Origin of the sequence: Paenibacillus sp. GCM10027629, from assembly GCF_042676425.1 — a bacterium.
Classification (GTDB): domain Bacteria; phylum Bacillota; class Bacilli; order Paenibacillales; family Paenibacillaceae; genus Paenibacillus_K; species Paenibacillus_K terrigena.
In genome coordinates this window covers 2,105,781-2,132,131 of record NZ_JBHTGZ010000009.1, presented here as the reverse complement: position 1 = coordinate 2,132,131, position 26,351 = coordinate 2,105,781, and the positions used below count along the sequence as shown (strand labels likewise).

Genomic DNA, 26,351 nt, shown 5'->3' with positions numbered 1-26,351 from the left:
AAATATATCCATTTTAGTACGGAGGTAACCATGACTAACTTAATTGCTGGAAAAACGATCGAAGAATGGAAAAATGAATTACCACTACTGCAAAACATCATTGATACTAAGGAAGTTTTCTGGGTAAACCCGCAGCTTGAGAGCTGCAGCAACCGAATTATTAACACGGAAATAGGGATCGCTGATATCGAAGATGCAGAACAACGGCTGCTTCGCTTCGCCCCTTATTTAGCAACAGTATTTCCGGAGACTAAGGAAAAAAACGGAATCATCGAATCCGAATTAGTCAACATCCCTAAAATGCAGCAGCAGTTAGCGGAAATGTTCAATCAGGACATAGCGGGATCTGTATATCTTAAATGTGACAGTCACCTGCCCATCTCCGGTTCTGTAAAGGCTCGCGGAGGAATTTACGAAATATTAGCAGTAGCCGAAGAAATCGCTTTTAAACACGGCATGCTGTCAATAAATGATGACTACTCCATTCTGGCAGATGAAAAATTCCGGACGCTATTCTCGAATTATTCGATTGTGGTCGGATCAACCGGTAATCTAGGTCTTAGTATTGGTATTATGAGTGCCCAATTAGGCTTCAAAGTTGTTGTGCATATGTCTACGGACGCGAAAGAATGGAAAAAAGATTTATTACGGCAAAAAGGCGCAATCGTCGTTGAACACAATAGTGACTATGGGAAAGCAGTAGAAGCAGGCAGACAAGAGTCCCAGAAAGATCCCAATAGCCACTTCGTTGATGATGAAAATTCTAAAACGTTATTCCTTGGTTATGCCGTAGCAGCTAAACGGCTCCAAAAGCAGCTCAATGACATGAAGATTCCAGTCGATCAGGATCATCCGCTATTCGTATATCTACCTTGCGGTGTAGGCGGCGCTCCTGGCGGAATTACATTCGGATTGCGGACAGTATTTGGAGACAATGTTCATTGCTTCTTTGCAGAGCCAACCCATTCACCGGCCATGTTGCTAGGTTTAATGACACGTAAGCATAGCGAGGTATCCGCTCAGGAATTTGGCGTTGATAATATTACTGCAGCAGATGGGCTTGCCGTAGGGAGACCATCTGGCTTTGTGGGCAAAGCACTAGAGAAAGATATTAGCGGTGTCTTCACTGTTCAAGACGATTGCCTGTATCGGATTCTTAGAAAGCTAGCCGACTCAGAAGGAATATTCTTAGAACCATCGGCCGTTGCAGGATTTATCGGACCGGTTCAACTGAACGCTTCTTCCATGGGACAAGATTATTTGAAAATTAATCACCTTGAACAGAAGATGCAAAATGCCACGCACATTCTTTGGGCTACTGGCGGTGGCATGGTTCCGAAAGATGTTATGGATGATTTCTACCGTAAAGGCGCAATGAGCTAATTTACTCTATAGTATAGGGAGAGGTTAAGACAATGGACACTGCAACAATGATGATGCTAGTATTGGCCGCATCTATAGCAATTCTCATCTTTCTCATTCTTAAAGTTAAAATACATCCCTTTCTATCCTTAATTTTAGTGTGTATATTTGTGGGAGTTGCTACAGGTATGCCTCTTCCTAAGATTGCTACTTCCATTGAAAACGGTATGGCTGGAACATTAGGTTTTCTGGCCACCGTTATCGGTTTTGGTACAATTTTAGGCAAAATGTTGGAAGTATCTGGCGGCGCGGAGCGCCTTGCACGAACCTTACTAGAAACAATGGGAGAAAAAAGAGCTCCTTGGGCAATGACAATTGTCGGGTTAATTTGCGGCATCCCCGTATTTTTTGAAGTAGGATTTGTTTTACTGTTTCCTTTGGTTTTCATCGTTGCCAAACAAGCTAAGATGTCGTTACTCCGTGTAGGAATTCCTTTGGCAGTATCGCTGATGGTCGTTCACTCGATGGTGCCTCCACATCCGGCAGCGTTTGCAATTACTACAAGTTTGGGGGCTGATGTAGGTAAGGTCATTCTGTATGCTCTTCTTGTAGGAACGCCTACGGCCATTTTAGCGGGTCCAATTTGGGCCAAGTTTATTAGTAAGAAGTGCAAGACTGGGGTAATAAAAGAATCAGAGCCGAGTGCTGCAACACCATCTGAGAATCTTCCAGGCTTCGGCATTACCCTATTTACGATCTTATTGCCTCTAATCATTATGGTAGGAAAAACGGTTGGTACAATGTTTCTCGCAAAAGATTCTGCGTTATTGCCTATTGTTAATTTCTTAGGTAATCCAATTATCGCACTTCTCATTTCGGTATTTGTAGCTTATTATACGTTAGGTCTTTCTCGTGGTTTAAAAATGAAAAACCTGTTAACGCTTACAGAACAATGTTTTGGACCGATTGCCGGTATCTTGCTGATTATTGGCGGCGGTGGAGCATTTAATCAGATCTTAGTTGACAGTGGGTTAGGTAATGAATTGTCTAAGGTTTTGATGTCGCTAAATATGAACATCGTTATTCTTGCTTGGCTCATAGCTTGGCTCATGCACCTTGCGATCGGTTCCGCTACGGTGGCCATGATTAGTACTGCAGGCATGGTGGCACCTATGCTGGCTGCTTATCCTGGTGTGAGTCCGGAAATTATCGTTCTCGCCATTGGTTCCGGAGCGATTGGATGGTGCCATGTCAACGATTCGAGTTTCTGGTTCGTCAAAGAATATTTAGGATTATCGTTACCGGATATGTTTAAGAGCTTCACTGCAGCCTGCCTAATTGCATCATTTGTTTCTCTAGGCGGTATACTACTTTTAAATCTTGTAATTTAATAAAATATCACCATCCTGGACATTCGTCATGGAGAGATACAAAGGTACTTAAATTACATGCTTCCAACGGCATGAAATTTAAGTGCCTTTTTCATCTCTATCTACTTGCGAAATTGCAAAGTACGGGGAAACTATCAGTCGGATTATGGAGCAGTTTGCAGCGGACAAAAGGGGCATTAACATTCTAATACTGTTACTGATCCGGCGTATCTTTAAATAGAGTGCTGCAGAACTGGCTTAAGCTCATTCCTGTCTTGCGTTTAAAGATTTTTCCGAATGCATGAATGTTGGTGTAACCGACTCTATTGGCGATCTCTCCGAAAGCTAGCCCAGATTGCAACGCCAATTCCTTAGCTTTTTCAAGACGGATCCAAACGAGATATTGCATCGGAGTCATTCCAAATGTACTACGAAATTGAATGATGATATAGTTGCGGCTCCATCCTGATAACTTTTCAAGTTCTTGATGCTCAAAGCCTTCTTGCAGATGGCTGGAAATATAATTGCGAATGAGAATGAGTTTGGCTTTGTTGGCGTCTTCTTTCTTAGAAGACCTGACTACCAACTCTTTTTTTTGTGCGGATAGTTGAAGTAATATCTGGGTAAGCAAACTTTGGCAGTGGAAATGGTCCGTTACATCCGGCATCCGGTAATGATGGACAAGCTCTGTTATTTTTTGTTCCAGCGTGTGATTCTGGTAATTTCCTGTATAATGTGATCCAGTTTCGCTATCCGAGTCAACAAGTTGCTGAATCGGAAAACCCGAGTTTCCAAAATGGAACACAATCGAAATACAAATATAGGGATGATCAGGACGTGTGCTGACATGATGAGGCTCGTTTGGTCTGTGGAACAATAAGTCTCCACGTCGAGTCACATATTCACGCCCGTTAATATGATAGTCCGCAATCCCTTCAATTACATATTGCAACTGAAATTGTTTAAGTACCCGAGGCTTGAGCTTCCATCCTTTAGGAGCGTGGAATATATGGGCTAACGTAATATAGGGGGGAAAGTAGTATTGTTTCAACTGCTCCAATGTATCGCTTGGCTCCATAAAATAAAGCTTTTTTGACATGATGGCCTCCAGATGTGAGGTTGTTTTGATTTTTATTATACGATTATTCAACATGGATAAATAGTGTGATTTTGGTTACAACTTTGTTGTCTCGGGCTAAATACTTACGGAGTAAAGCTCAGTAAAATATAAACATGGAATGGGTAAGACTGGAGATACCGATTGTAATATAACGTGAACAAGGAGGAGAGAACGATGTCTACAACAAAAATGAAAAGAGATTACAGTCTCACCGGACCTGAGAATAAACGGGCACAGGAGAGAGGGCTGGTTTCGTCAGAATGGTACGAATCACCAATCCCGCGTCAGAAAATGAAGGAGCTGATGAAGCGAAAAGACGGACCTGCGATCCGCGATACCCTCATCTGGTTCGGGTTGCTGATAGGTTCTGGTGTTTTGGCTTATTATTCATGGGGTACTTGGTGGGCGATACCGACGTTTTTCTTATATGGCACCTTATACACATCTCCTGGTGACTCACGCTGGCACGAGTGTGGGCACGGAACTGCTTTTAAGACACCATGGATGAACGAGGTTATTTATCAGATCGCTTCTTTCATGGTTCTGCGATCGGCTACGCCTTGGCGCTGGAGTCATTCCCGTCATCATAGCGATACGATTATTGTAGGACGAGATCCGGAAATTTTTACTGAGAGACCTCCTGTCTGGAAGGTTATTTTCATGGAAGTTCTTCATCTATACGGGGGACCGAAGGAGCTCAAGAGATTTCTTTTGCATTGCATCGGTAAAGTGGACGCAACTGAAAATGAATATATTCCTAAGTCCGAGCGCCCGAAAACATATCTGGAAGCTCGTTTTTACTTGATAATTTTGTTGTCGGTGATAGGTTTGTCCATTTATATGCATAGTTTCCTGCCCCTCATGTTTGTTGGACTGCCAACCTTTTACGGACCACTTTTGACGCTCCTTTTCGGTCTGACACAGCATTTGGGTCTATACGAGGATGTGCTTGACCACCGATTGAATTCACGGACGATGTATTTAAATCCTTTCTTCAGATTTCTTTATTGGAATATGAACTATCATATCGAACATCATATGTTCCCGATGGTCCCTTACCATGCATTGCCGGCATTACATAAAGAGATGCAAGCAGATTGTCCGCAGCCATGCCGCAGTTTAGGTACAGCGCTCAAAGAAGTATTCGTTGCGCTTATTAAACAGAGGAAGGACCCGTCGTTCACGATTATTAAGCCTTTGCCAAGTACCGCACGTCCTTATAAGTACAGCCCGGTAGGAAGCACAAATGCAGTAGAAGGAATAGGATCAAGTTCAACAATGACTGGAGGATTTACACATGGAACTTAAAGAATGGATTGAGGCATGCGCTGCCGATGAAATTGAGGAAGAGGACGTTATCCGTTTTGACTATAACGACCGAACTTTTGCTATTTATCGCACGGATAAAGATGAGTTCTTCGCATCGGATGGTTATTGTACTCATGAAAAGTTTCATCTGTCGAACGGGCTCGTCATGGGCAATACGATTGAATGCCCAAAACATAACGGTCGGTTCGATATAGTGACAGGTCAAGCGAAACGTGCACCGGTTTGTGTAGATTTAAAAATGTACCCTGTTAAAGTAGAGGCAGGAAAAGTGTACATCAAGGTCGATTAGAGGGGGATCCATATGGCACAATCGGGTATGGTAACGTGAGATTGAAAACACTTCTTCAAGCGTAAGCAGGCCTTGAAACGGATCAAAGGGGCGGATTGGTATAGACAACGATTTAGCTGTGGATGTTTACCAGGGGAAATATAAGAGCTATAGTTCTATTGTTATCGAAAGTGAACGAGTAAGGATTGAATTATTGCCTGAGTTGGGTGCGAAATTGGTTTCGATTCTTTACAAGCCAACAGGGAAGGAATGGCTGCTCGATTCAGGTAAACGACCTCTGCAACAGCCAGAATATGGGTCTACCTTCACCGATTGGGATATGAGCGGATGGGATGAATGCTTTCCCACGATTATTACATGTTCTTCGGGAGTGGATCAGGATATCAGCCTGCCTGACCATGGCGAACTATGGTCGCTTCCATGGGCACATACCATCGAGAACAATACGGTTGTTTGCTCAATCAAGAGTCCAAAGCTTCCTTACCGATTTACAAGGCGAATTTCATTCCAAGCTGCGGATCGAATCCGGATGGATTATCGTGCTGAGAATGAGGGAGAGCATCCGATCCATTTTTTATGGGTACCGCATCCTCAATTCGCAATAACGGAACCGACACGAATCCTTCTTCCAGAAAACATCAGACAAATGCTGTGCGTATTTGCAGGCTACACGCTAACGGTAGGAGAAACGTATGCATGGAACGATGTATCACTTCTTTCCCCACTCATTACGGGAGATGCGAGAAAGTTTTATTACGATGGAATAGTGCCTGAAGGATGGTCAGGGCTGTATGGCGAAGATAGCGGCAACTATTTGATTGTATCTATTCCGACGGACAAAGTGCCATTTTTAGGCGTTTGGATTGATGAAGGCATGTATAATGACCGTGCTACCTGTGCTTTGGAGCCTAGCATTGGCTACTACGATTCACTAGAAACGGCGCTGAGTAATGCAACAGCGCAAATGATACCGGCAAAAAGTTCCTACGAGTGGCATTTAGATCTTAATCTTGGATCAGAAAACCATCATAAATAAAAATTGCTTATCGGAAAAATATAAAGATTGAATTTTATAACCATGATTGGCTTCATGCCTTTCAAGGTTTCTTTTTTTGGAGGGGGGTAGCTCATTTAACTGGCAGTTATGAGAGTAACTTAGGAAAAGTGTAATTGCGTTCTTTTCAATGTGGGGATATATCTGTTGGGAACTGGATACCGTGGTTTCTAGTCGAGGCAAAAGCAAAAAACTGGTTTAAGAACTAATCAATAAAATTAGAACAATGAGTTTTGCTTAAAGGGGAACTAATCAATCCTTTAAGAACTTCTTCTACTCCAAAAGCCTATTAAGATAGAACTTATAGACGACCACTTGTCAGACCCAGATACTTAGCACCAGCGCGCCGTCAACCATAACAAAAAAGGAGGTGTCCCTTTCGATAAAAATGTAATTAGATCCTCTTCTTGTAAGCGATTTCAGGGGTGACGTTTTAATAATCATAATAACTATTAGGAAGGAATGGTAATGGGATGCTAAATAGCAGAACAGTTTCTGCATTTCTTGCATTTTGCATGATATTTTCAGTGTTTACTTGTACAATTCCAGTCTCGGCTGCAGAAACACCCACTAAAGTTGAGTTGAATTATAAAGATTTGGAAATTAATCTTGCAAATACTTATGACACACCATTATATGTAAGTGTTGGTTATTACACCGAGCCAAGTGCAAATGGAAAGGTTACTTGGAAAAGTAGTAATGAAGCAGTGGCTACAGTTGACCAAACTGGCAGAGTTAAGCCGATAAGTGAAGGTACAACGGTAATTACCGCCATACACAAAGATTATCCCAGCGCTCCCGTAACATGCAATGTTACAGTGTATTCAACCCATTCACAGACATATTATTATGTGTCGCCAAATGGTTCAGATGCAGCAACGGGTACGGAAACAGAACCATTTGCGACCATCCAAAAAGCAAGAGATACGATAAGGGCACTCCCTGAAATTCCGAAGGGTGGAGTTACGGTTATTCTGGAAGATGGCAAATACTTTACGCCAGAAACGATCTTGTTCACTCCGAAGGACAGCGGAACCAGAGATAATCCTATTATTTATAAAGCACGTCATGCCGGAAAAGCTATTATCACAGGTGAAGTTCCTATTACAGGGTGGAATAAAGCTCCTGATTCTGATGAGTTATCTCCTCTTGCTAAAGGAAAGGTATATGTGGCTGATGTGGGAACCGGATGGAGATTCCATGACCTCTATGTAAATGGTGAGCGTCAGCAGGTTTCAAGAGCCTACAACACTGACTCGTGGCGTAATTGGCCTATATTTTACGGAAGAGGTCCGATATCCTATGATCCGGTAAAGGGGACTCGTGTAGTATTTGGAAATGGTGAGCTTGATGGTCTTGATGGAAAAGAGGATATTGAGGTAGCGTTGCTTCCAGTAATGTACTGGAATAGTATTCCACTGCTAAAATATATTGATGCAAAGAATAAAACAGCATATTTGCAATCAAAGGTACCATCAAACTTTTGGCCGGATCATTTTGGCACCAATGAAGGTTACTATAATATATTGAATGCGCTTAAATATCTTGATGAGCCAGGTGAGTGGAGTGTAGACAGTCAAGCAGGCAAGGTGTATTACTGGCCAAAAGATGAAAAAAGCATAAATACAGATCATATAGTCGCACCGAAGCCTTATGAGCTTATAAAGCTTCAAGGGGACGGCGTGGATCAAAATTTCGAGAACCTTGTTAAATACATTACCTTTGATGGACTTAATTTCCAATATACAGATAGACTCCCGGAGACGGAGTTTCCGGATGACTGGATTATCCGGAATGCTGAAAATCCGGATGCTGCATTATATTTTGACGGTACAGAAAACTGTAAGATTGTAAATTCTGAAATCAAGCATTCAGGTTCATATGGCATCATGATTAATCATTATGGGCAAAGAAACGAGATCCTTCACAATCAGTTGAGTGATCTAGGCAGCGGCGGAATTCAGCTTTTTGGTTATGGCGTGGGAACTACGGATGTAAACAAAAACAATATCGTGATGTTTAACTCCGTATTCAAAATGGGTGTTGCACCATACCAGCATTCTCCAGGACTCAGTCTGTTTGGAAGCGGACTTAACACACTGGCATACAACTATATAGCCGGTGCCCCATATGCCGGAATTTCCATCGTAGGAACAGATGAGAATTCAGTCAGCGCAACGAACCCTGATACTCGTGCGGCATACGATTTGTTCGGGAATAGGAGAAATCAGTATGGGATAAGGTTTGAGGAGCTTAAGAAGCTTCCTGCTTCGGAGAAAGACGGCAAAAACGGAGAGTATTTCTCCATTGGTACGCTGGCTGAGAAATATCAGCACTCTGTTAGAAACGTAGCGGAGTATAACATACTTGATGACTATTCACAATCAATGGATGATGGCGGCGCACTTTATTCATGGTATAGCGGTCTTGGAAATGTATACGCCTACAATATTTTAAAGGAACAGCTTCAGGGTCAGAGAACATGGGTTTTCAGGCTCTACATGGATGATCGCGCTTTAGGGTTTACACTTGAAAAAAACCTGACTAGCGGGTATTTTGGAGCAACAATTAACAAGTCTTTCGCACCGTATGATAATAGATGGATAGATAATGGGTATGCCGTTTTCCCTGCTGTACCGACAGGCTACGATGCCCAACGCAAGAAAATTCTTGATGATGTTCAGAGAATGGCCGGCGGTTTTAAACTGCCTGATTCGGCTAATCCAATCATTTTGACGCCTGTTAACGGGAGTACTCAATCGCCGGTGCCTACAACGTTTCACTGGAGTCAGAATGAAAACGCTTCATTGTACAAACTAGAGATTGCGAAAGATGCCGACTTTAAACAAATCGTGAAAACGATCGAAACAAGCGCGACAGTTGCTTCAACTAGCGAATTGGATTTTAATACACAATATTATTGTCGTGTAACCACTCGGGAATACTTACAGCCTTCAAGAACAAGTGAAATTGTGTCATTTAAAACAGATGGTCAAAAGTCGCCGACAGATATTCCGCAAGGGATAAAAATAACAAATAATATTGGCGCGGTATTAGTTCAGTGGACTCCTATCCTTAACACAGCAGTCAATGTGTACCGAAAAGGCGTGAATGATCAGGCCTATGTACAAGTAGCCCAAAATATTTCTGGGAATGGATATCTGGACAGCAGTGTTGAAGGGAAAAAAACCTACTCTTATATCATTGCAGCCGTTAACCCAGCCGGCGAGGGACCTCAAAGCGAACCGGTGAACATTACGACTGGAGAAAGAGAGGTACTGTTTGAAGATACTTTTGACACAGTAATTAGCGATCTTTGGATAGATGCCTCCGGGAACAAAGTGAAAAATATACCAGGAGCTGCAACGGTACAAGGTGGAAAGTGGATCCCGGCTGGCAACTGGAAGGAATATTACGTCGGAATCGGCAATAAACAGTGGAGTGATTATGCCGTAGAAGCAGATATAACCTTTGATGGGCTCCAGCCAGGGGCAGAGAGCTATTCAGGTTTCGGTCTGATTACTAGGGCAAATAATGCAGGAAAAGTCCAGTTCTATCAGTCTGTTATTCGTTCTAATGATAATAAAATTGAATTCGTAAAAAAAGACGGCAATAATTGGACTACTTATGCTAGCAAAGCAACAGCGAACAAGCCTGTTGCCGGCACAGTGTACAAAATGAGAGTGGAGAATTTAGGCGATATTAAACGCACGTACCTGAACGGAGTTCTGGTTAGCGAAACGACAGATAACTCTTATGCAAGCGGCGGTATAGGGATTGGATATGGCAAGGATTATATAAAGGTCGATAATGTTCGAGTAATAAAAAATGTACAGCCTAAAGAGTATACAGTAACAATCAATCAAGGAGCGAATGGCAACATCGCTTCGAATACGGTGGGCGGAAAAGTAACAGCAGGAGCAGACGTTGAGTTTACATTTACACCTGCTAACGGCTACAAGGTAAAGAGAGCTACAGTAAACGGAGCAAATGTAGCATTAGTAGACAACAAGTACACAGTAACCAACATACAGGCAGATATTACGGTGACAGCAGAATTTGAATCGAACAATCCGAGTGTGATGCTCGAAAATTACTATGTTTCTATCTCAGGAAGCGACCTTACAGGCGACGGTTCAATTGAAAAGCCTTTTGCAACAATTGAAAAAGCTAAACATGCTGTAAAAGCCAACCTTGCAGCAGGGTTAACCAAGGATGTGCATGTCTACGTAAGAGGTGGAACATATTATTTAGCTGATGCGATAAAGCTTGATGAAACAGATTCTGGCAACAATGGATTTAAGGTTATTTATACAAGCTTTAATAATGAAAATGTAAGTATAGTCGGGGGCAAACCGGTAACGGGATGGACAGATACTGGTAGCAACGGTATCTACAAAGCTGATATCACAGGAAGTAACAATTTCTGGGCTCTATTTGACAATGGCAGGCGTCTTACCAATGCATATGAAACGAATTGGAAGAATGTCGCAGTGGCTGATAAAAGTCATTTGCAGGCAAAATACGGTAATAGCACCAGTTGGTTTGGTGAAGTGTTAAAAGTAAAAACCCTTAGTGGATCGTCTGTTTCAACAGATGTTCCAGTGGGCGCATGGAGTGGTAATCTAGAATATTTACAGGGTGCCAAGGAATATATCGATAAACCCGGAGAATGGGCTATTTCAGACAATACACTTTACTATAAGCCTCTTGACGGTACAAATTTGACCGGTCACGAGATCATTGCACCTACAACCGACAGGATATTCTACCTACAGGGAACAGAAGGAAACCGTGTAAAGAACATTGTTATTCAAGGCATGAATATGGGAATGAATGATTTCGGCCCAAATCTTATTGCACATGCTGGTCGTGGTACTAATAATGATCAGACAGCCGAATATCCTGACAATCTCAAAGGACTTGTTGATCTTGATTATACGGAGAATATTCAGATTCGTGATTCTAAATTGACAAATGCCGGTTACATGGGCGTTGTCATCAATCATTATGGTCAGAACAACACTGTATATGGCAATTATATTGAGGATACGGGCTATGCAGGCATTTTCCTTATTGGTGAGAATCCGGGAAGTTTGAAATATTTTAATAAAAATAATGTGATATCCAACAATGAAATTAAAAATGTAGGCAAATTTGTTGGGCATGGCTCGGGCATCTATTTGATGAACAGCGGAGAGAATCAGATTACCCATAACAACATTTCGGGCGTTCCGCGTTATGGCATCTCCATGAAAGGTATCCGTTACGGCGTTTTTGCAGCAAACGGCATTACTGGTGTTCCGTTTGAGGATCACTATAAGTACAATCAGACAACAAGAAATTATATAGGTTACAATACGATTTACAACACAGGGTCGAGATCTGGTGATGGTGGCGGTGTCGAATCATGGGGCATTGGAAGAGATAACCACATTGACCATAACATTATTTATAATGCATATAGGGGGGTGCCATCTGCTGGTTGGAGAGGTCACAGCATTTTTATGGATGATGGATCACACCATGAAATGGCGACCAATAACATCGTATATGATGAGAATGCAGTTTCTACAAATGCGGGTATGATGATGAAGAGTATAGGAAGTTATGTATCAAACAACGTATTAGACGTAGGCTATCAGACTAACGGGGCAGTAGACATTGAACCATATATTGAACCAGCCGACCGCATGGTTTTTGAGAAGAATATTATATATAACGATACCCCCGGATCACTGAATGCAAACGGTACGTGGAACAGCGCCGGAAATGGCAGCAGGGTCATGTTTAAAATCAATGATGCTTCAACTAGCATGAAAGCGCTTGAATCTATGGCAAATATGAACAAGAACGTATATTTCAATAAGGTAGGCGAATCAACCTTCCTGGTTTTGGGTCAATCCCTAAGTCTTGAACAGTGGAAGTCAGCTTCCAACAATACAGGTAAATATGATAAGGATAGCATACTAGCAGATCCAAATTTCAAGGACACGGCAAACAGGGACTATCGGCTGAATGCTGATTCTCCTGCATTTGCACAGGGAATTCGTTCTATTGAGTCAAGCAAGATAGGACTTCTTCCTGATTATAAATTTGCAAGCAATGATAATGTCAAAACTTTGTTTATAACTGCAACGAATAACACGCAGGCAGCGGCAGCGCTTCCAGTTGGAAAAACCGTTCAGCTGGCGGTTTCCGCAAGAACTGAAAAGGGCTATGCACTTGATAAACTGACGGGCGTAACATTCTCAAGCAACAATCCGGATGCAGTTACTGTCTCCGCGAATGGTCTTGCAACGGCCATCGGCAACGATACGGCAATTATTACTGCAAGCTACGGAGGAAAGACGGATAGATATACAATTTATGCAGGCGATACTCCAAATACGATCGAAGCAGAGGATATTGCGCTTGCGATTTCAAAAAATGAAGCCGCTCTAGTAAATCCAATGATCAGAACGGCAGGCGGTAAGACTTTAGGCGATGTGGACATCGTTTATAGTGCAGTAGATCCTTCAATTGCTACAGTTGATGCAAGCGGAAGAGTAGAGGCTAAGAAAAATGGTTCTACTGCAATCGTTATTACGGCCAATGTTTCGGGTGAGACACTTACGAAACAGATCACTGTGAAGGTATTGTCCAAAAAACTTGTGAGCATATCAACACCTGAGTTCATATCAGCGCCCATCGGAGCGGCCAAGACAGCGGAAGCTCTTGGCTTGCCGAAAGTATCTCTTGTAACCGATGAAGGTAATGTAGATGCAATTGTAACTTGGGATTTAAGCGGCATTAGCTACGATCCGGCTATTAAGACGGTGCAGTCTTTCACGGTACCAGGAATCGTAACTCTGCCTGCTTCAGTCTCAAACCCAAACAATGTGTCATTGACAACGAGTATTAGCGTAATTGTAAATAAGCTTCCTCAGTCGCAAATGACGGCAACGGCAACAAGCCAGGAAACGGTCAGCGAAAATAATGCGGCATCGATGGCGATTGACGGAAACCCGACGACGTTCTGGCATACCAAGTGGGACAAATCCAATCCTCTCCCGCAATCGATTATCCTAAACCTTGGAGGAACAAACAATATTAATAAGGTTACGGTATTGCCAAGACCAAATGGCGGGAACGGAAATATTACAGGCTACAATGTATATGTGAGTACGGATGGAACGACCTTTACCAAGGTTGCAAGCGGAAACTGGGCAAACGACACTACAGAGAAAACCGCGATATTTGAATCAACTAATGCTTCATATGTCAAGTTTGAAGCTACAGCTGGCGTCAATGGATGGGCATCGGCTGCAGAGATCAATGTTTATTTGGCTCCGCCAGCAGTGCCGACGCTTGTTGGAATCACGTCGCCAGCAAATATCACAGGGGTGGCGAATGGTACAGCAAATACGGCGGAAGCCCTTGGCTTACCTGTTACAGTTGAAATGGTTACGGATAGAGGAAGTGTGAATGCGAATGTTACATGGAATGTAGGGGCTTCAAGCTATAATCCAACGCTAAAAACGGAACAAACCTTCACTGTTACTGGCACGGTTGCTTTGCCGGAAAATGTGGCGAATCCGAACAATATTGCGTTGTCAACTAGCATTCAAGTTACCGTTAATGCAACGGCATCGTCGAATTCGATGCAGGTGGTATTATCGGGTAACGCCAATATTCAATCCGGCGCTTCATTTGATTTAACTTACGGTTTGCAGCATGTGACGGGCGCGATTTATGCGCAGGAGCTGACCCTCACCTATGATCCTGCGAAACTGGACTTTGTATCCGCGGAATCCATGAAGGACGGCTTCACAATCGTGGATCAAGACCGTAAGACAGGTCAAGTTCACTTGGTAGCGGCTAGTTTAGGCGAAGGGAAAGGTGTTACAACGGATGGTCCGCTGCTGGCGTTGCGTATGCAAGCGAAATCCCAGTTACAAAATGCTGCAGTGACGATTACAATCACCAATATGACCGTCGCTGATCGGATGGGCGCGGAAACTAAACTCCCTAATGCATCCCACAGTATCCAGATCATCGCAGCAGTCACGAAGGAGGAACTGATAGCCCTGATCAACGAGGCGCAGGCCGCACATGAGGCTGCAGCGGAGGGCACAAGTCCGGGACAATATCCGATTGGCTCCAAAGAGGTGCTCCAAACTGCGATCGATAATGCTAAAGCCGTAGCGCATGATGAACATGCTACGCAGCAGCAAGTCGATCAAGCAATGGTTGACCTCAGTACAGCTCTTCAGGCGTTCAAAGACTCGGTCGTGAAGCGGATGCTCGAGGATCTTAACGGGGACGGCAAGATTTCCATTGGCGACTTGGCAATCGCGGCTCAATCTTATGGCAGAACTTCTACTGATTCGAACTGGAATCAAGTGAAGCATGCGGATCTCAACGGCGACGGGAAAATTGACATTGTCGACTTGACGATGGTGGCAAGCAAAATACTCAATATTAGTTAGCTATTGTGCATTATCGTCGCGAAAAAACTGGTTCGTCATCACTCTACGGCGAGTTCATACCTGAACTCGCTTTAGAGTTGAGAGAAAGCTCGTACAAACCCCGTCCCCCGAGCAGACATTGGAGAAGCGGAGAGCGGAAGGACACTCATTAGTCTGCTTCAAGACGATCTAACGCTCGAAATGATACGATTTGTATCCAATTACTGCTCTATTTGGCAATATTATTATAGGAGGTTTAAAGATGCCAACTATGCAATTAGCCCGATATCGTTGGTTTTCACTTGGGTCTGCGCTGCTTCTTTTCTGTTCTCTTATTTCGACTTTATTATATTCCAATCAAGCTTATGCAGCGACTCAAGCCACATTTTATGTTTCACCAACTGGCAACGATAATAATCCAGGGACGCTCTCTGCACCGTGGATCCAAGACGGTGCTTCAGGCAGCGATCGATAAGTCTAAAGTGGTAGTAAGCGATGAGCATGCGACGCAGCAGCAAGTTGATCAAGCGATGGCGGAGCTCAGCACAGCGCTTCAGAAGTTTAAGGATTCGGTTGTGAAGCGTGTGGCAGAGGACCTCAACGGTGATGGCAAGATTTCCGTAGGAGACTTGGCGATTGTAGCTAATTATTATGGTGGTGCTTCCTCTGATCCGAACTGGAGTCAAGTGAAGCATGCAGACATCAATGAGGACGGTAAGATTGATATCGTTGATCTGTCGACGATCGCTAAGAAAATTCTCGAAACGATCTAATATAGCAGAAGGTGATAGAAGAGGATGGCGATGCTGTCCTCTTTCTCATTTAGTAATCGTTATTGTCCTTTCGACTTTTCATAACGATATTTGGTTTGATGATGTCTGAGTTCTGCTCCACGGACCCGGTTTTTACTTTAAGGCATGATAAATCCCTGCCCTAAGTGATAAACTTTAGGCAGGGATAGAGTTAAATAGCGTTATTTATTATTTCGTAGCTTTCCAAGCATCAACTTGTGTTTGCATCTCAGCAATAATCTTTTCTGAACCAGCTGTCTTCATTTTACTTAAAAATTCGTTGTATTTCTCTTCGGAAGAAACGCCAAGTTCAATAGCTCTGAAGTACTCGTCGTAAACTGCGCTTACTTTGGCAATTTCAGATTTGACCGGTTCAGCATTGAATGTGAATCCAAGCAATTTCGAAGGTTCGGCGGCTTCATTCATTTTTTTCGTATCTTCCCAAATGGTTTTAGGCATTCCTTTTTCTATATTTGCGAGGAAGTTCGTAGCAAACATCCACGGTACTTGCGGATTATATGCTTTTTGATTTTCGCCTGGAATCATAAATCCGTCAGCATCAATTTTAAAGTGTTTATCTTTCATACCAAAGTTCAACAGATTATAAAGGTCTTTATCCGTATTCAGAAGTTCAAGAACCATCATCGCTCTTTCCGGGTTTTTCGAATTTCTGTTGATACCTTGCATCGTTGCCGTAATTCCGCTCGTTGTAAGATGGGCTGATCCTGCAGGGGCATCAACCATTGGATAGCCAGCTTGAGCCGTATCACCGATATTGCCGCCCGGTTTGTAGGCTCCACCGATATTCATTGCCCATTTGCCGGCTTTAGCATCTACCCATTCATCCTTCTTCTGAGAAATACGTTCTTTGGAGTTCATTAAGCCTTTCGCATTCCAGTCTCTCATCACCGCTGCAAATTTCTTAGCTTGAGGCGTTTCGAACTGATTTATGACCTTCAAGGTCTCATCATCAAAATCAACAGCGCCTGGAATGTTAAAACCAGAAATGTAGTCAAGATTAAACGTGTCGCCAAACTCATTAAATGATGTTATAAACGCTTTAGTTGGATCGTCATTATGGACGCTTGTAAGATACGGTTCTAACAAGTTTAAGGTATCCACATTAATTTTTCCGTTAATCGAGCTTAGATCCAGCTTGTATTTATCGGCTAGGTCTTTTGGAAACCTCATAGAAGGGGTTCTGGCCGAAATTTGTTGATTGACAAATCCATAAATTTTACCTTTTACTTTTGTTGCCTCCCAGAACGATTCTGGAACTGCTGCGTATGATTTTGGAGCATACTTGATTAACAAATCATCGAGAGGCAATAAGGCGCCTTTGGATACATTTTGCGTATAGTTATTAATCCAGCTTGCGGTAAATGCGATGTCGTAAGGTTCTCCTGAGGCAATTACCACTTGCATCTTTTGATCGTAATCACCAAAAGAAAACGGTTTGAAATCTACAGTCGCATTGATTTTGGATTTCAAGATTTTATTTACTTCTTCGAAAACTAGATCTTGATCAGGTTGTGGGAAGTTTCCTGGGAAATACCAGGTCAGTTTTACTTCAGGCAGTTCTGATGAAGATTCAGCAACCTTATCTGTCTCTGCTGGTTTTGCTGCTTGACTTCCTGTTTCTTGCGTTGAATTACTGCCGCATGCTGTAATCAACATACTGAGAACGAGAAGTACACTGCATGCAACAATACTTGTTTTTCCTAATTTCAAACCTTTTAACATTTTGTATCCTCCCTTTTTATTGTCATATTGCTATATTCTTAAAATGGATGCAATCCATATTTAAGCTACCCTTTTACTGCACCAACCGTAAGACCTTTCACGAAATGTTTCTGGAAGAATGGGAATACAGCAAGCATAGGACCTGCGGCCAGTATAGCCATAGCCATTCGAGCGGATTCTGATGGAAGTACGGCATTGTTCATTCCAGGAGGCATCATATTGCTCGCGCTCGTAAGATATTGAATGTTATTCATCATTCTATAAAGCATATATTGAAGTGGAACGAGGCTTTCTTTCTCAATATACAGTAAGCTTAGCCACCAATCATTCCAATACTGCAGCAGCGTAAATAACGCGACAGTGGCAAGCCCGGGTTTGGCAAGAGGGAGAATCATCTGAAAAAAGATTCGAAATTCACTTGCGCCATCGATCATACAGGATTCAATAATGGTATAAGGAATCTTTTGCATAAAGGAACGAAGAAGTAGGATGAACCATGGAACTGCTAAATACGGGAGAATCAATACCCAGATCGTATTTTTGAGGTGCAGATAATTACTAATTAAGATATAGGTTGGAACGAGACCGCCATTAAACAGCATGGTGAAAAAGACATAAAAGCTTAGTGAGTTTCTAAACTTATAATCACCACGGGACAACGAATATGAAATGCCGGACATCACAAGAACGGAAAGGAATGTGCCGAAGAGACTCACAAACAGCGAGACCATGAAAGAATTAATTAACTGAATCGGTTGATATAAAATATAAGCATAAGCGGTAAAATCGATTTTTCTCGGAATTAAGCTATATCCATTTTTGACAATATCCGTCTCATTACTGAAAGAAACCGAGATGATAGATATTAAGGGAATGATACAGGCAAGACTAAACAAGATAAATAAGATGTGAATCATGATCTGAGGCAGTGTTTTCTTTAGTGGCATGTGCTCATCTCCAATATAACTAAAATAATTTATTATCTTCATCTATTTTTTTAACGATGAAATTACTGATCAATACGACAATGAAACCCATTAAGGACTGAAATAAACCGACAGCGGACGACATCCCGATATCCCCTGAGACTTTCAACATCCGATATACATAAGTATCAATAACCTGGGTGACAGGGAATAGCTGACCGATCTCTCTTGGAACGAAGAAGAATAGGCCAAAATCGGAATAAAAGATTTTCCCAATCGATAATAGCGTCATTATAGTAATTAAAGGCATGAGCAGTGGGATCGTAATATTTCGAATGATTTGAAACTTGGATGCGCCGTCGATCGCAGCGGCTTCGAAGTAATCTTGGGATATGCCTAATATTCCAGCGTAAAAAATAATGCTAATATAACCAAGGCCCTTCCATATGTTGATGAATGTTAAAAGATAAGGCCAAATCGAGGTCTGGGTATAAAAGTCAAATGACTCAAAACCTAATCTTTCAAGGAACGATGTAATGATGCCATGTGGTCCTATGAAGGAGTACGCCATATAGGCTACAATGATCCACGAAAAGAAATAGGGGAAGAAGAAGGTGGTTTGATACGCTTTTATCCATTTTCTGCTGACGACTTCATTTAATAGAATGGCAAATAGGACGGAAAGGCAAGTGCCGACTACAATAAATATTAGATTATAAGAAAGTGTATTTCTTACCACGGTCCAGGCATCGCTGGAGGTGAAGAAAAATTTGAAATTATCGAAGCCAACCCAAGGACTCTTAAATGGCCCATCAATATAGTTGACGTTTTTGAAAGCGATAAAAATTCCGGCCATAGGGATGTAAGCGAAGACGAAAATGGTTAATATCGCCGGAAACGCTAACAGGGATAATTGTATATTTTTTTTACTGTGCCGAGACTTTAGGATGTTTTTCAATTCGATTCAGACTCCTTTAATCAGATTTTTGTATTCCGTTGTATAGTACGGACCTCTGGATTTATCGTATCCATCCAATCAGCATTAAACAATTTCTTATCTTTTTGATAAGTTCTGTTTGGAGTTAAATGCGAGTTCTCAATTAAAGATTTTGTTCTTAAATCAACAAAACGGCCCTTTTTGATATGAAGTGGATTCATTTTATTTAAAATTTATGGTAATCTTTGGGCAGGAGGAGTTGCCGAATATGCTCAAAAAGTTCATAATTAAAAATCCCTTTCAGCTGTTCCTGACCATACTATTACCTTTTCTGCTAAGCACTGTATTGTTACTCTTCGTACAATCCTCGTTCTTAAATAGGAACTTTGAAAGCTATGCACTGAATATGGTATATAATCAACAAAAAAACGACTTGCAGAATACAAGTCGAAATGTAAGCGTTATCGCGCAATCAGCTAAATCGGTAGCCACCACCGCATTTTTTGATAGTACGATTAAAGATCTCTTATACTCGGATGTGAATTCCGAAGAATATATGAAATATCAGCTCAAATTGGAGTCCTATAAAAATATTTATCCCTTCCTGCAATCCATTTATATTTATAATGGAGATCATGTTCACGCTGTACCCAACAAAAAATTTGTTTATGACCGCTCGTCCTTTGAGGATAAAGGATTATTTCCGATTTTGGATGACATTCAGAATAATAAATCCCACAGTATCGTGCTGCGACAAATTCCTAATATTCTTTATGGAATCTCTTCGAATGCCAAAAAGGATATTTTTGTTTATTCCTATCTTTTTTTTGACTCGCAAGTTCAAAGTGGCAAGGTTAGCGAAGCTATTATTCTTAATATTTCGGAAGAGTCGATTAGACAAAGTATCACCTCATCCGATCATAAAAATGATAACCGCATTTTCATTATTGACCATGAGGGGAAGCTATTGTCGAACGATGGTAAACAGTCCTTGTTAAGTAATTTAAGTGGAAATGATTATATCCAAAACATTCTCAAGTCAAAGGAACAAAGCGGAAACTTGCGAATGAATGTTAATGGTGTTGACTCATTCATTACTTATGCGAACACCGATGCATTTAACTGGATGTTACTCAGTATTACGCCATATCAAAATATTGTTCAAGGTGTTGAACAGATGAAGCAAAAAACATATCTCCTTGTATTTTGTTTCATTATTGGAAGTATTTTATTGTCGGTTTATTTATCTCGCAGACTGTATAAGCCGGTTATGTTAGTGATTCAAAATTATAACTTGTTGGAATCCGAGAAGAGAAATGATTTTTATTATCGGAAACAAAACTTTTTACGGAAAATGGTGTATTCAAACGATATATTGCCCTTTGAGATCCTCAAGAATCGTTTGCAAATGTATCATGTAGAACTTGATCCTGCGGATTCGTTCCTGCTCTTGTTAATCAAAATCGATCACTTTTCGGATTTTTGCTCAAAATTTGGTCTGACGGATCGGGGATTGTTAAAATTCGGTTTGATCAATATTATTTCGGAGCTGCTATCTAGCACCTATAAACATGAATGTATAGAAATCGAAGAAAATCAAATTCTTGTTTGGATGAGTTACAATGCGTTGGAATCCCCTTTTAAGGATGAGCAGTTAATTTCTTTAGTAAAAGAAATTCAACAAAATGCAGAAAAATTTCTGCAAATATCGATTTCGATTACGTTTAGCGAGCCATTCGAAACATTAAATCCGATTAACTTTCACTACTTGAAGACACTTGATTTATCGGAGTACAGACTGATTTTAGGTCATAAAACCCTAATTTTTTTTGACAGCCTGGATATTAAGACGGATGAATTTAAATACCCGCAGGATCAAGACAAGGAACTAATAGAAACAATAATTCGAGGCCAATATGCTGAAGCGAAACAGGTGCTGTCCGATGTTATCCAATCTGCATCGAGGTATAGTTATACAGTACTAAATTCAGTGCTCATCCGATTGCTGTTATCGATTCGCCACGCGATTGAAATCGTAGAATCCAATCAATCGATCAAGGTGCATTTCAATTTTAATACGTATTTAGCTAATCTTCAAAAGCTGGAAACATTGGAACAGATTCAATTCGACTTTTATGAACTGTTCGACAATCTCTCCTCAGAGTTGGAGTCTAAAAAAGACAACAAATATATTAAATTGCTTGATGACGTGAATCAGATGATTCATGATGAGTTTGCAAATCCAACGCTATCATTAGATGTACTTTCCGAGAAGGTTAATCTTTCTTCTCCTTATTTAGGGAAACTATATAAAAAACATCGTCTAATCTCTGTAAATGATTATATTAATCATATCCGACTTTCTTATGCAATCAAGCTGATAGCAGAATCAGACGAGACCATTAACGAGATCATGGGGAAATCCGGTTTTTTAACCAGGAGTCATTTTTTTACGCAATTTAAAAAAGCCTACGGCGTTACACCTAATCAGTATCGAAGTAACGCCAAAGTTCGTGAATGAGTTGAAAGGACACGTGGTTTGCTCGCGTGTCCTTTCTTTTGGTTAAGAGAGCTTTAAGAACAAATGAATGAAATGAGAACTTAAAGTTTGCTCAGAACAGAACTAATTAATCTATTAAGAAATTGTATTCCTATGGTGACCCGCTACGATTGAATTATTGGTGTGCTTGCAGTCTTTGTTGCAACCCATACTGAAAATTATTTCGAAAGAGTGAGGAGAATATCATGGAATATACCATATTCGGAAAAACGGGGCTGAAAGTATCTAAGCTTGGCTTAGGGGGAGCTCCGCTTGCAGGAGATTTTGGCAAGACAGATGAAAGCGAAGTGCAGCGGTTAATTCATGAAGCTATGGATTCTGGCATCAACTTTATTGACACTGCGCCCAAATATGGCAGTGGGGAGTCGGAACATCGTATCGGAAAGGCAATTACTGGACGCAGAGATCAAGTTGTTCTTGCATCCAAAGCGACCCGGTTTGATATGAGCTATGATTACAACACAACGATTCGTTCCGTGGAAGAAAGTCTGCAAAGGCTCCGTACGGATTGGATCGATATTTTGCAAATACACGATGTGGAAACGCAGTCCAATGAGCTGATTGTAAATGAGACCATACCGGCACTAGAGAAGCTGCGACAGGATGGGAAAATCCGTTATCTCGGCGTGACGACGCGGAATTTGCCTTTGCTAATGCAATATATGAAGACCGAGAGATTTGATTCGATTCAATTTTACGCGCGGTATATGCTCATTGATCATACGGCAAAGGATGAGGTTATGCCGCTTGCCAAGGAGATGAATATGGGTGTCATTAACGGAAGCGTCCTAGGCTTAGGAATGCTTGCGGATGCTCCAGCTCATTTTCTAGAAGAGGATGTTCGATTGAAGTCTTTAAACCGGATTGAGCAATTAGCTTTTTTACGGAAGACAGAGCCGAAGGGACTGATTGAGCCCGCCATGCGGTTCAGTTTGAGTAACCCAGATATTCATGTCACGCTGACGGGGACCGCTTCACTCACTTCACTTCGAACTAATCTGTCTTTCTGTGATGGAAAGGGGCTAGAGCCCGAGGATTTGCGAAAGGTATATGCAATGTTTCAAGGGCAGCCGTTGTTTGAATAAAGGATCTGTACTAATTGGAAGGAGATCAGCGCAATGACTTCATCTCATATTTACGAATCACCTGTGAATGTTCGTGCCTCGGAGCGGGTCGCTCCACCACAATGGGCATTGCAGGAGCAGCTGCTTTTTGAAACGTTGAACAAGGCAGCCAAAGAGTTCGTCGAGCGGTACACGCATCCTGACGGTACGCTCATTTGGTTCGAGCATTGGCCTGGCATGGATGGATCGGATGATCCCTATGAAGGGTTTATGAACTTGGCGCTTTTGTATGTGCTCGGAGGCAGCAGTGAACTGCATGAGATATCCCGCAAAATATGGGAGGGCATTACTTGGCAGTGGACAGAATACGGCCAAATTCATCGGGAGTTTGATGCCTATTACGATTGGATGCATCATGGCGAAGGTTATTTGTACTTATATTTTCTTGGTCTGGCAGGACCCGCGACGCTTAAGGATCGGCAGCGCGCCAGCAAATTTGCGGCGATGTATACGGGAGACGACCCGAAAGCGCCGAACTACGATAAGGAACGCAAGCTTATCCGATCGCCATTGACAGGCAGCCGCGGTCCGAGGTTTGAGGTATCAGAAGAGGATTGGAGCACGCATCGCGGCATTTTGGATGATTATTTGGCGCCTTACGAAGATATTCCGGGCGTCGATTTTGCAAGCGGCAAATGTCCGTGGTCGAACGATGAGGTCTATCAGCAGCTCCTAGCCATGATGAACGAGCGGATGAATCGCGGCGATGTGCCGCTGAACTTGAATGCGACGGGATTGATCACGCATGCGTTTCTACATACCGGAGACGAGAAGCTGCGGAGCTGGATCATCGAATACGTGAACGCCTGGCAGAAGCGGGCCCGATTAAACGGCGGCATCATACCTGACAATATCGGACTTACAGGGCAAATCGGGGAGTACAACGACGGCAAATGGTGGGGAGGCTACTACGGCTGGCGATGGCCTCACGGCTTCATGACGATCATCGAGCCGCTGACGAATGCCTGCATGAATAAGGTATTGCTCACAGGCGATATGAGTGGGCTGCAGCTGGCACGGGAGCAGCTCGATCGCAACTGGGAGCTGCGCCAAGAGAAGAACGGTAAATGGCTCGTACCGTTCAAGCATTTCGATAGCGGTTGGACCGATTACCGGGAGGCGCTGCCGAAATATCCGATCTATCTGTGGTCGATGTCGATGGCGGAGGAAGATGCGGAACGCGTTGAGCGCATCCCGAAAGACCATGACTGGAATGAGGTCATTGTGCCGAGGTTCTCCGGCAGAGATCCAAGAACCGGGCGGGAGACGAAGCATTACATTGGCAATACGCAGCCGTGGTATCAGTATATCCGCGGGCACAACCCGGATTATCCGCAGAAGATTCTAAGCGCCAATTACGAAATGATAGGCAACCAGCTTACCAAGATGCGCTCTTCAGAAGGCGATCCGTATCAATGGACCGAGCATTACAGCGAAGGGATCTATTCAGCCATTCACATTTGGCAGGAGATGTGCCCGTTATATTTCGAAGGCCTTGTACAGTTGACGTTGGGCGGTCCGATGCATATCTCGCATGGGGGTCTACAGCATGGCTGCGTCCGTTATTTTGACGCTGCGGCGAAGCGTCCTGGACTGCCGCCGGGCGTGTCTGCTCTGGTGGAGAAGCTGACACCGGATTCCGCAACGGTCCAATTGGTGAACACGAGTCTGTTCGATGATCGAGAGGTCATCATACAGGCTGGCGTATTTGGTGAACATCGATTCTTAGATGGAGAGATCATCGATCCTTCGGGCGATCTAACCGGAACGATTACGGTTGAGGGGAAATGGCTGCACGTATCGCTGCCTGAGGGAACCGGTATCACCTTGAGGCTAGCGATGGAGCGGTTTGTTCATTCTCCATCGTATGATATGCCTTGGCCAGGTATAGATAAGCAGACCACAATACAGGGGCGGACCGAAACATGATCATTGATGCCCATCAACATTATTGGCAACTTCAGCGTGGCGATTACGGCTGGCTGACGCCGGACACCGGACCGGTATTATATCAAGATTATATGCCGGAACAGTTAAACTTGGAGCTGCAGCAACGCGGCGTTATGGGGACGATCGTCGTTCAAGCGGCGCCGACGATCGAAGAGACGGAATTTTTGCTCGATTTATGTGAACAAGAGGAGACATTGTTGGGTGTTGTTGGATGGCTGGATGTGAACGGATCGGATTTTGAACAGCATTACTTACGCTTTCGTACCAAGCAACATTTTGTCGGTATTCGCCCAACCTTCCCTGCTGCACCTGATGGGGATTGGAGCCGTTATCCACAATTGCTCCGCAATCTTGCGCTGCTCGCTGAAGACGGCTTTCCGGTCGATTTGCTCATTCGGCCGGCGGACCTTCCTGCAATGGCGAAGCTAGTGAAAAATGTGCCTAAGCTGAAGGCCGTCATCAATCATTTAGCGGTTCCAGATATCAAGAACAATCAGATGGAGCCTTGGGCAACAGGATTGGAAGCGATTGCCCGGTTTGAGCATGTCACCTGCAAGTTATCAGGATTAGCAACAGGATCGGGCGGCAGAAGGCAGGCGCCAGAAGTTGCCCCATACGTTAAACATGCGATTGATGTGTTCGGGACGGAGCGCCTCATGTTCGGCAGCGATTGGCCGGTCTGCTTACAGGCGGGCAGCTTTACGGATATGCTCGGAATGGTCGGCGCTGCCTTACCGTTTGACATGACTGAGGCTCAAATCGAGGCTATTTTTGGCGGGAATGCCGTTCGGACGTATCGGTTGCAAATGAAGGAGTGAAGATATGCGTTTACAAGATAAAGTAACACTGATCACAGGTGCCGGCTCTGGCATTGGAAGAAGCACGGCATTGCTGTTCGCGAGCGAAGGAGCGTCCGTTATTGTCAACGACGTAGACGAGGCCAAAGGCCGGGAAACGGTAAGCGAAATTACAGAAAAAGGCGGCGTGGCGCTGTTCATCCAAGCCGATGTTACCCAGCCGGGAGCGGTCAAAGTGATGGTAGAAGCAGCGATTGCTGAATTCGGCCGTATCGATGTGTTATTCAACAATGCGGGTATCAGCGGCGTCGGCGCGCTGCACGAAATCGAGCCGGATACATGGGACCGGATCATGAGCATTAATGTCAAAGGCGTATTTTTGCCCTCGAAATATGTGCTGCCCTACATGATGGAGCGCAGAACGGGCTCGATTATCAACATGTCGTCGTGTGTTGCTGAGATGGGACTTGCCCGCAGAGCTTCTTATGGTGCAACGAAAGGCGCGGTACTCGCCTTAACCAAATCCATGCAGGTCGATTATGCGGCATA

At 43.0% G+C, this 26,351-nt stretch carries 15 protein-coding genes and 1 pseudogene; 12 read left to right on the top strand and 4 right to left on the bottom strand.

The genetic code is table 11. The features are described 5' to 3' along the window. Nucleotides 1-30: 30 nt before the first annotated feature. Together ACFQZR_RS19365 and ACFQZR_RS19360 are read left to right on the top strand one after the other, a co-directional pair. Nucleotides 31-1,383 (top strand): D-serine ammonia-lyase, encoded by a 1,353-nt coding sequence (locus ACFQZR_RS19365; RefSeq protein WP_379348737.1) that lies wholly within the window; start codon nt 31-33, stop codon nt 1,381-1,383. 32 nt (nt 1,384-1,415) lie between these two features. Further along, nucleotides 1,416-2,753: a GntT/GntP/DsdX family permease gene (locus ACFQZR_RS19360; protein ID WP_379348735.1), complete on the top strand. Its 1,338-nt coding sequence runs from the start codon at nt 1,416-1,418 to the stop codon at nt 2,751-2,753. Nucleotides 2,754-2,946: 193 nt separating this feature from the next. Here the strand turns inward: ACFQZR_RS19360 and ACFQZR_RS19355 are convergent, their stop codons facing one another. Next, entirely contained in the window at nt 2,947-3,831 is an 885-nt protein-coding gene (locus ACFQZR_RS19355; protein ID WP_379348733.1) for a helix-turn-helix domain-containing protein, read from the bottom strand. A 195-nt stretch (nt 3,832-4,026) separates the two neighbouring features. Here ACFQZR_RS19355 and ACFQZR_RS19350 point away from each other — a divergent pair, with 195 nt between their 5' ends. The 5 genes from ACFQZR_RS19350 (at nt 4,027) to ACFQZR_RS19330 (ending at nt 15,747) form a co-directional block, all read left to right on the top strand. Next, nucleotides 4,027-5,160, top strand: a complete 1,134-nt coding sequence (locus tag ACFQZR_RS19350) for a fatty acid desaturase family protein (RefSeq protein ID WP_379348731.1) — start codon at nt 4,027-4,029, stop codon at nt 5,158-5,160. Further along, complete coding sequence (locus tag ACFQZR_RS19345; RefSeq protein WP_379348729.1) at nt 5,150-5,470, top strand: MocE family 2Fe-2S type ferredoxin; 321 nt, start codon at nt 5,150-5,152, stop codon at nt 5,468-5,470. Before ACFQZR_RS19350 ends, ACFQZR_RS19345 begins: the two co-directional genes overlap by 11 nt. A 214-nt stretch (nt 5,471-5,684) precedes the next feature. After that, the gene (locus tag ACFQZR_RS19340) at nt 5,685-6,506 is read left to right on the top strand and encodes an aldose epimerase family protein (RefSeq protein WP_379348727.1); all 822 of its coding nucleotides are present in this window, start codon (nt 5,685-5,687) and stop codon (nt 6,504-6,506) included. Nucleotides 6,507-6,997: 491 nt separating this feature from the next. Then, nucleotides 6,998-14,995: a discoidin domain-containing protein gene (locus ACFQZR_RS19335; RefSeq protein ID WP_379348725.1), complete on the top strand. Its 7,998-nt coding sequence runs from the start codon at nt 6,998-7,000 to the stop codon at nt 14,993-14,995. A gap of 368 nt (nt 14,996-15,363) precedes the next feature. After that, entirely contained in the window at nt 15,364-15,747 is a 384-nt protein-coding gene (locus ACFQZR_RS19330; protein WP_379348723.1) for a dockerin type I domain-containing protein, read from the top strand. A gap of 207 nt (nt 15,748-15,954) precedes the next feature. Here ACFQZR_RS19330 and ACFQZR_RS19325 read toward each other — a convergent pair whose 3' ends face one another. From ACFQZR_RS19325 to ACFQZR_RS19315, 3 genes are all read right to left on the bottom strand, one after another. Further along, nucleotides 15,955-17,508 (bottom strand): ABC transporter substrate-binding protein, encoded by a 1,554-nt coding sequence (locus ACFQZR_RS19325; protein ID WP_379348721.1) that lies wholly within the window; start codon nt 17,506-17,508, stop codon nt 15,955-15,957. A gap of 65 nt (nt 17,509-17,573) precedes the next feature. After that, nucleotides 17,574-18,455, bottom strand: coding sequence for a carbohydrate ABC transporter permease (locus ACFQZR_RS19320; protein ID WP_379348719.1), 882 nt, complete (start codon nt 18,453-18,455; stop codon nt 17,574-17,576). A gap of 19 nt (nt 18,456-18,474) precedes the next feature. After that, nucleotides 18,475-19,392, bottom strand: a complete 918-nt coding sequence (locus ACFQZR_RS19315) for an ABC transporter permease (RefSeq protein WP_379348717.1) — start codon at nt 19,390-19,392, stop codon at nt 18,475-18,477. Nucleotides 19,393-19,777: 385 nt separating this feature from the next. Here ACFQZR_RS19315 and ACFQZR_RS19310 point away from each other — a divergent pair, with 385 nt between their 5' ends. The 5 genes and pseudogenes from ACFQZR_RS19310 to ACFQZR_RS19290 all read left to right on the top strand — a co-directional run. After that, nucleotides 19,778-21,892, top strand: coding sequence for an AraC family transcriptional regulator (locus ACFQZR_RS19310; RefSeq protein ID WP_379348715.1), 2,115 nt, complete (start codon nt 19,778-19,780; stop codon nt 21,890-21,892). A 224-nt stretch (nt 21,893-22,116) separates the two neighbouring features. Further along, on the top strand, nt 22,117-23,016 hold the full coding sequence (locus ACFQZR_RS19305) for an aldo/keto reductase (RefSeq protein WP_379348713.1): 900 nt from the start codon (nt 22,117-22,119) through the stop codon (nt 23,014-23,016). Between the two features lie 33 nt (nt 23,017-23,049). Then, nucleotides 23,050-24,984 (top strand): DUF8034 domain-containing protein, encoded by a 1,935-nt coding sequence (locus ACFQZR_RS19300; RefSeq protein ID WP_379348711.1) that lies wholly within the window; start codon nt 23,050-23,052, stop codon nt 24,982-24,984. Continuing rightward, on the top strand, nt 24,981-25,823 hold the full coding sequence (locus ACFQZR_RS19295) for an amidohydrolase family protein (protein WP_379348709.1): 843 nt from the start codon (nt 24,981-24,983) through the stop codon (nt 25,821-25,823). The genes ACFQZR_RS19300 and ACFQZR_RS19295 overlap by 4 nt, the downstream gene beginning before the upstream one ends. A gap of 4 nt (nt 25,824-25,827) precedes the next feature. Next, a pseudogene (locus ACFQZR_RS19290) lies at nt 25,828-26,351 on the top strand (SDR family NAD(P)-dependent oxidoreductase); the annotation flags it as partial.